Annotated in this window: 6 protein-coding genes; 4 read left to right on the top strand and 2 right to left on the bottom strand. The window is 60.6% G+C overall.

The window, feature by feature from the left end:
- Positions 1-451: 451 nt before the first annotated feature.
- On the bottom strand, positions 452-1,390 hold the full coding sequence (locus CWO89_RS38200; protein WP_130583516.1) for an NADP-dependent oxidoreductase: 939 nt from the start codon (positions 1,388-1,390) through the stop codon (positions 452-454).
- Between the two features lie 437 nt (positions 1,391-1,827).
- On the opposite strand from CWO89_RS38200, the gene CWO89_RS38210 reads away from it, so the two are divergent.
- Together CWO89_RS38210 and CWO89_RS38215 are read left to right on the top strand one after the other, a co-directional pair.
- On the top strand, positions 1,828-2,466 hold the full coding sequence (locus CWO89_RS38210; protein ID WP_130583512.1) for an HD domain-containing protein: 639 nt from the start codon (positions 1,828-1,830) through the stop codon (positions 2,464-2,466).
- 163 nt (positions 2,467-2,629) lie between these two features.
- Entirely contained in the window at positions 2,630-3,334 is a 705-nt protein-coding gene (locus tag CWO89_RS38215; RefSeq protein ID WP_130583513.1) for a glutathione S-transferase family protein, read from the top strand.
- Between the two features lie 129 nt (positions 3,335-3,463).
- On the opposite strand, the gene CWO89_RS38220 is transcribed toward CWO89_RS38215, so the two are convergent.
- Positions 3,464-4,657: a serine hydrolase domain-containing protein gene (locus CWO89_RS38220; protein WP_130583514.1), complete on the bottom strand. Its 1,194-nt coding sequence runs from the start codon at positions 4,655-4,657 to the stop codon at positions 3,464-3,466.
- A gap of 305 nt (positions 4,658-4,962) precedes the next feature.
- On the opposite strand from CWO89_RS38220, the gene CWO89_RS38225 reads away from it, so the two are divergent.
- A complete protein-coding gene (locus tag CWO89_RS38225; RefSeq protein WP_130583517.1) occupies positions 4,963-5,283 on the top strand; it encodes a hypothetical protein in 321 nt (106 codons plus the stop codon).
- A gap of 383 nt (positions 5,284-5,666) precedes the next feature.
- Entirely contained in the window at positions 5,667-7,160 is a 1,494-nt protein-coding gene (locus CWO89_RS38230) for an NAD-dependent succinate-semialdehyde dehydrogenase (RefSeq protein ID WP_130583515.1), read from the top strand.
- Positions 7,161-7,374 lie beyond the last annotated feature (214 nt).

Consider the following 7,374-nt stretch of genomic DNA (forward strand, 5'->3'; position numbering starts at 1 on the left):
TGGTTCGCGCGAAAAACTTAGCGCCAGCGTCGGGGCGCCAGGACCACACGACTTCGCCGTCCGTGATGCGCGTGCTCGTCAGTCATACGCTTCACGTCCATCGCATCTCACCGCAACGCTCGTGACGATCGCGACCCGCCCCTCATCCGCCGTGAGACGCGCGGAGTTAAATCACTGATTTGCCCGACGGCGAAAGCGGAATGTTTTTCGCGCGACGGCTGGACAGAGCAAATCGCATTGGAATTGCTCGCGAATTTTTCTTCTCCGTCCTTCCAAGGCATCGCGACTCCCGGACCTGCGCCGCACGGCGCCTCGATAGGACAGCCGCTGGCCAGACGGCGCGCTGGCGTCGTTCTCGGCCGTGTGTTCCGACTCGCGCGGGAGCCGTCGGCCTTCACAGCTGCTCGCCGCCACACTCATGGTTAGCCCCAATTCAAGCGGGCGCGGTGACTTAGCCCGAGCCCCCCACATCGAGAATGATCTTCCCTTTCGGCGGCGGCCGTTGGCCTTCCAACATCATATGGGCTTCTCGCGCAGCGGCAAAAGGAAGAACTGCGCCGACGCGGGTTTTCAGTTCACCGCGATCAATGAGATCGGCAATTTCGCGAAGACGCTCGGTGGTCACCTCCACCAAGAAGAAGGCCGCGGTGACCCCGTGGTGCTTTGCGCGGTCTTGATCAGGCTGGGACACAGCGGAGATCAGCCTGCCGCCCGGGCGAAGAACCTGAAAAGAACGTATTTGCGTTTCGCCTCCGACGAGATCCAGCACCGCGTCCGCATCCTTCACCTCTTCCTCGAAGTGTTGCGTATGATAGTCCAATACTCTGTCGGCACCGAGGGACTGCACGTACTCGATGTCTTTGGTCCCCGCGGTGGCGATTGAACGCAGGCGAGCGCGACGAGCGAGCTGAACCGCGTAGGCTCCGACATTTCCCGCCGCTCCGTGGATGACGACCGTCTGCCCGGCTTCGAGGCGAGCGTGGTCGAACAGACCTTGCCACGCCGTGACCGCAACGACGGGAACGGAGGCCGCTTCGGCATAGCTCAGCGAGCTTGGTTTCTTCGCGAGCATCCCAGCAGAGGCCACGGCGTATTCTGCGTAAGCACCAAGGAACTGGCTGTTGGTCACTCCGAAAACCTGATCTCCGACAGCGATGCCGGAAGTGCCCGGTCCCACGGCCGCGACTGTTCCGGACAGATCAGAGCCGAGCGTAAGAGGAAGAGGCTGCGGCAAGGCGCTTTTGCCGGCCCTGATCCAGCCGTCCCAGGGACCGACTCCTGCTGCGTGAACATCGACGAGGACCTCGCCCGGACCAGGAACTGGCCGCGGAACCCGATCCAAAATCATCACTTCCGGCGATCCGAATTCGTGTACTCGCCATGCCAACATGGGGCAGCGAGCAGGACCTTGGGACGCATCGTCGACGGGGGTGCTTGCCATTCTGGACTCCCTACTAAGACGCGGGTCAGCTTGAAAAACGAGCGTCGGCCATTGACCCAACAGCCGGCTTGCGTCAACCGGTGATACTGATCAGAGGTAGGGGGCCGTCTGATCGGGAACAGTACCAAGATTGGCAACTCGCAATGCACCATCGATAGTTCAACCGTGGGCCGGAGGCGAGCCGCCCGTTCTCGATGCTCTCTCGGATCACGCAATAGATCTGGGCAGCCAGTGGTGTCCTTCTGGCACGATCAAGTTGGATGGGGAGGACGGCCACCGCGCGATGGTACAGTCAAAATTGGCAATCTTGGTACTGTTTTATGATCCGTGCGGACCGATCTATTTCTTGTAACCAGCGGCACAGATACGGAGACGGGAGTTCGACAATGGCCGACGTTATTTCTGGCGTTAAGATCCCCGATAGCAAGATCGCACGGGAGGCCGCCGAACTCGTGCGGCAACATGAAACCGAGTTGTTGTTCAACCACTCGGTTCGCGTGTTTGTGTTCGGTGCGATGAAGGGAATCCGTCAGAACCTAAAATTCGATTCTGAACTGCTTTATGTCGCAGCGCTGTTTCACGATCTGGGTCTTGTCCACCCTTACCATACCGATACGAAGCGGTTTGAAGTCGACAGCGCCGATGCAGCCCGCGAATTCCTCAAGAGCCGTGGCATCCCGGATCCGAAAGCGGATCTGGTGTGGGAAGCAATCGCCTTACATACCACGCCAGGCATTCCCCAATACATGCGGCCAGAAATAGCTCTCACGAATGCAGGTGTTCTAGTGGACGTCGTCGGCATTGGATATGACGACTATACGCGAGAGCAGCGCGACCAGGTCATTGCCGCGTTTCCTCGTGGTGATTTCAAGAATGAGTTCATCCAGGTTCAGACGTGCTCCGCCTTGAAGAAGCCCCAGACCACGTTCGGCACAGTCAATGTCGATTATATCGAAGATCACGATCCCACATTTCGTAGGCCAAACGCGTGCGTTCGGATACGCAATACTCCGTGGCTAAGCTGAACCGTCATGCCATGAATTCGGACGATCAATAGTTGCGTATCCATACAGCCGTAGCTGCCACGAAGGTGTACCGCTTTGGCAAACACACGTAGCCACAGACGTTCACCCGCCGTGATGTTTACCCCTCCAAAAGCGTAATCGAGCCGTAAGAGCGAGTTGAGAGATGCCAAAATTTGCTGATTTCCCGATCATACAGCGCTGGCCTGCGAAATACCCAGATCGCTTGCAACTCTACTCACTGCCGACACCCAACGGCGTAAAGGTCTCGATTATGCTGGAGGAGATCGGGCTACCTTACGAGGTGCATCTGGTCGACTTCAACAAGGACGACCAGCACACGCCCGAATTTCTTTCGCTCAACCCCAACGGCAAGATTCCCGCGATTCTCGATCCGAACGGCCCGGAGGGTCAGCCACTGCCCTTGTTCGAATCCGGTGCCATCCTGCAATATCTCGCGGAGAAGACGGGCAAGCTTTTGCCGGCCAACGCGGCTCGCCGATACAAGACTATCCAGTGGGTGCATTTCCAGATGGGTGGGATCGGACCGATGTTTGGCCAGCTCGGCTTCTTCAACAAATTCGCAGGCCGCGAATACGAGGACAAGCGCCCACTTCAGCGGTACGTCAATGAGTCAAAACGCCTGCTGGGCGTCATGGAAACGCATCTCGCCGCGCGGGAGTGGATCATGGACGATGAATATACCATCGCCGACATTTCGATGCTTGGCTGGGTGCGCAACCTGATCGGGTTCTATGAGGCGCGCGAACTCGTTGACTTCGACAGTCTTCAAGAAGTGCCCGCTTGGCTCGAACGGGGACTAGCACGGCCCGCAGTGCAGCGTGGATTGAGTATCCCGCAAAGGCCGTGAGACGGCAGCCGGTCTTCTTGCCCCGCCAGACGCGTAGTTCGCTTTAAGGCACATGTGGCGAGCGGGCGGGAAATCATGCTTTTCGCCTTCGCGCTTGGCGAAGGCGAAAAGCTAATCCGCCCTACGCCATCACGCCGCCTTCTGGCCGCTGCCGGCATCGAGGCCGGCATAGATGCCACGTTCGAAGCCCGCAAAAGCTTCCAGGCATTTGCCGTCGCCGAACGGCAATAGCTGCATCAGGATCACGCCGGCGACGTCGCGCGTCGGATCGATCCAGTAATAGGTGTTGGCCAGGCCCGCCCAGGCGAGGCTGCCGGCGCTGCGTCCCTCCGCCGTTTTCGCGGTGTTGATGAGGAAGCTCAGGCCCCACTTCTTGTCCATGTCCGGATAGAGATCGACGTCGTTGGACAGAGTGAGATCGGCCGAGACCATCTTGGTGACGTTGAGATCGCCCATGTGGTTCTGGCCCATCAGCGCCACGGTTTCGGGCTTCAGCACCTGGTTGCCGTTGCCGCGGCCCTTGTTGAGGATCATCCGCGTGAACTTGATGTAGTCGCCCGCGGTCGCGTAGAGGCCGCCGCCGCCCATGTGGAATTCCGGCTCCTGCTCGAGCTCGAACGGGATCGGCGCGAGCGATCCGTCGGGGGCTCTCGCATGCATGCCGACCAGGCGCTGGCGCATGGCATCGCTGATCTTGAATCCGGTGTCGTTCATGCCGAGCGGCGCGAACAGGTGATCGCGCAAGTAAGCGTCGAGCCGCTTGCCGCTCGCAGCTTCAACGGCCTTGCCGATGAAATCGATATTGATGCCGTACTCCCAGCGCGTGCCGGGATCGGACACCAGCGGCACTTTCAGCGCGTCGTTCTTGCAGGTGGTGATGGTCGGCATCTCGGTTTTCGCGACATACTTCCCCATGTCACCGTTCCACATGTGGTAGCAGAAGCCCGCGGTGTGCGTCATCAGATGGCGCAGCGTGATCGGCGTCCTGGCCGGCCGCAGCTTGGGCTCGCCATCGGCGCCGAAGCCTTCCAGCACTTGCGGTGAAGCGAGATCAGGCAGCACCTTGCCGATCGGCTCGTCCAGCGAGAGCTTGCCCTGCTCGACCAATTGCATCGCGCCCGCGCCCGTCACCGCCTTGGTCATCGAGGCGATCCAGAACACGCTGTCCGTCGTCATCGCATCGTCTTTGCCGAGGTCGCGCTTGCCGAACGCGTTCTCGTAGATGATCTCGTTGCCGGTCGCGGCAATCGCGACCACGCCGGGGATTTCCTTCGCGTCGCATTTCTGACGGAGAAGCTGATCGATCTGAGCTTTGCTCTGCATGGGGGCGCCTCCTGATTGTTGTTGTGAAGACGATGATCTTCCTCCCGCGCGCCGCGTCCCGCAAGCGGCCTCCTCAGGGGATGCGGCTAAGGGCAACACCGCGACGGTGGCATGTCACACAGATTTAACCGTGAACGGCTGCCGATCCCGCCGCTTGTGGGAGCCATCCACGATAACGTGATTTGGTATTGCTTCCCGTCGATGATTTCGTGATCTAACGCATTCTAATCCCAAGGCAAACCATGCTTCTGGACTGAATGTTTTGAAGCAAATGGTTGCTTTTGAATTGGCTTAAGGATGTGGCGATGATCTCGACGTGGAGTGAGTGGAAACGATATCCCCGGCCCGGACGTAGCGAGAACATCGAAGCCCCGATCAGCCCCGGCCTTTACGAGGTCCGCTACGCCGGAACCGGCGCGTTGCATTCCTTCGAGGCGGTTGACAATGTCGCGCAGGCGCTGGCGCTGCTGCAGGTCGCGCCCAGGTCGTGGTTCGGTCGCCGTGACCCGGCCAAGTTGCCGGATCTCGAATACCGCACCTGCGCAACGTCGTCGAAGGCCGATGCCAAGGCGGCGGCGGAGCGCATGATCGGGCGTCGCGAAACCTATCTGCACGGCGCGGCCTAGAGCGTGATGACTTTTCTTCGAAACGTCATCCCGCTCTAGCTCTTTGTTTGAGCATGATCTCCGCGCAAACGCTTCGCGTTTGTCGCGAGGGAAAACCGGTGTCCACTTTTCCGGATCATGCTCTGGAGCATTTCGGTTCTGATTGAATCAGAACCGAAGCTCTAGATTCTAGTTTTGGTGCGTTTTCTGCGCAGATAAGTCTACGCAGCGAACCGGTGTCCACCTTCGGATCAAGTCCGCGGGCATGCTTCGCTCGAAAACGCGCTGGCGGCTCCCGCACCCCGCAAAATTGCTTGACGCGTCCGCCTTCAGCGGACGATGCATTGCGGCCTGTTTCGACCTATGTTGGGGCGATACGCCCAGAAAATTTCAGGAGTGACGCCATGAACCCGCCCGTTGCCGCACGCGCTTCGCAATCAGGAACCTCGCTTCGCGATCGCCTGAAAGATCCCTCGCTGCTGCGCGACCGCTGCTACATCGATGGCGCCTGGGTCGGCACGCCCGTCTTCTCCGTAAACAATCCGGCTGATGGGGTCGAACTGGCGAAGATCCCGCAGATGAGCGCCGATGACGCCACCAAGGCGGTCGAGGCCGCGGAACGCGCGTTCCCGACCTGGGCCAAGCTGACGGCCAAGCAGCGTTCCAACATCCTGCGCAAATGGTTCGAATTGATCATCGCCAACCGCGAGGATCTGGCGCTGATCCTGACCTCGGAACAGGGCAAGCCGCTGGCCGAGGCGCTCGGCGAGGTCGATATCGGCGGCGCCTATGTCGAGTTTTTCGCCGAGGAAGCCCGCCGGGTCTATGGCGAGACCATCCCGACCCAGCGGCCGGATGCGCGGCTGCTCGCGATCAAGCAGCCGATCGGCGTTTGCGGCGCGATCACGCCGTGGAACTTCCCGAACTCGATGATCACCCGCAAGGTTTCGCCGGCGCTCGCCGCCGGCTGCACTGTGGTGCTGAAGCCTGCCAACGAAACCCCGCTCTCGGCGCTGGCGCTGGCGGCGCTGGCCGAGAAGGCCGGCGTGCCGAAGGGCGTGTTCAATATCATCACCGGCGATGCGCCGCCGATCGGCAAGGTTCTGTGCGAGCACCCGGCGGTGCGTTTTGTCGGCTTCACCGGCTCGACCGAGGTCGGCAAGATCCTGTACCGGCAGTCGTCGGTCGGCGTGAAGAAGCTCGGGCTGGAACTCGGCGGCAACGCGCCCTTCGTCGTGTTCGATGATGCCGATATCGATGCCGCCGTCGAGGGCGCGACTGTCTCGAAGTACCGCAACATGGGCCAGACCTGCGTCTGCGCCAACCGCCTCTATGCCCAGGACAAGATCTACGACGAGTTCGTGCAGAAGCTCTCGAAGAAGGTTGCCGCCATGAAGATCGGCGACGGCACCGAGCAAGGCGTGGTGCAGGGGCCGCTGATCAACATGGAAGCGATCGAGAAGGTCGAGCGGCACATTGCGGATGCGGTGAAGGGCGGTGCCAAGGTCGTCACCGGCGGCAAGCGCTCATCGCTCGGCCGCACCTTCTTCGAGCCGACGGTGCTGTCCGACGTCAAGGCGGATGCGCTGGTATCGCAGGAAGAGACATTCGGCCCGCTCGCGCCGGTGATCCGCTTCAAGGATGAAGCCGACGTGATCGCGATGTGCAACAAGTCGCCGTTCGGCCTCGCCTCGTACTTCTATTCACGCGACCTCGGGCGTGTGTGGCGCGTCGCGGAGGCGCTGGAATCAGGCATGGTCGGCGTCAACACCGGCCTGATCACGACCGAAGTCGCGCCGTTCGGCGGCGTCAAGCAGAGCGGCTTGGGCCGCGAAGGTTCGCATCACGGCATGGAAGAATATGTCGAGATCAAATACGTGATGATGGCGGGCGTGTAGTCCCTTCTGCCTCGGCATTCCGGGGCGCGCGAAGCGCGAGCCCGGAATCCATTCATCCACTTGGTCTACCGCCCGATGGATTCTCTGATGTGCAATTGCACATCAGAGCTCGCGACTTCGTCGCGCCCCGGAATGACGGCGGTCGCGTAGGGTGGGCAAAGGCGCGACAGCGCCGTGCCCACCATCCGCATTCGAGCCAGAATGGTGGGCACGC

Source organism: Bradyrhizobium sp. Leo170, assembly GCF_004296405.1.
In the GTDB taxonomy this organism is placed as follows: Bacteria; Pseudomonadota; Alphaproteobacteria; order Rhizobiales; family Xanthobacteraceae; genus Bradyrhizobium.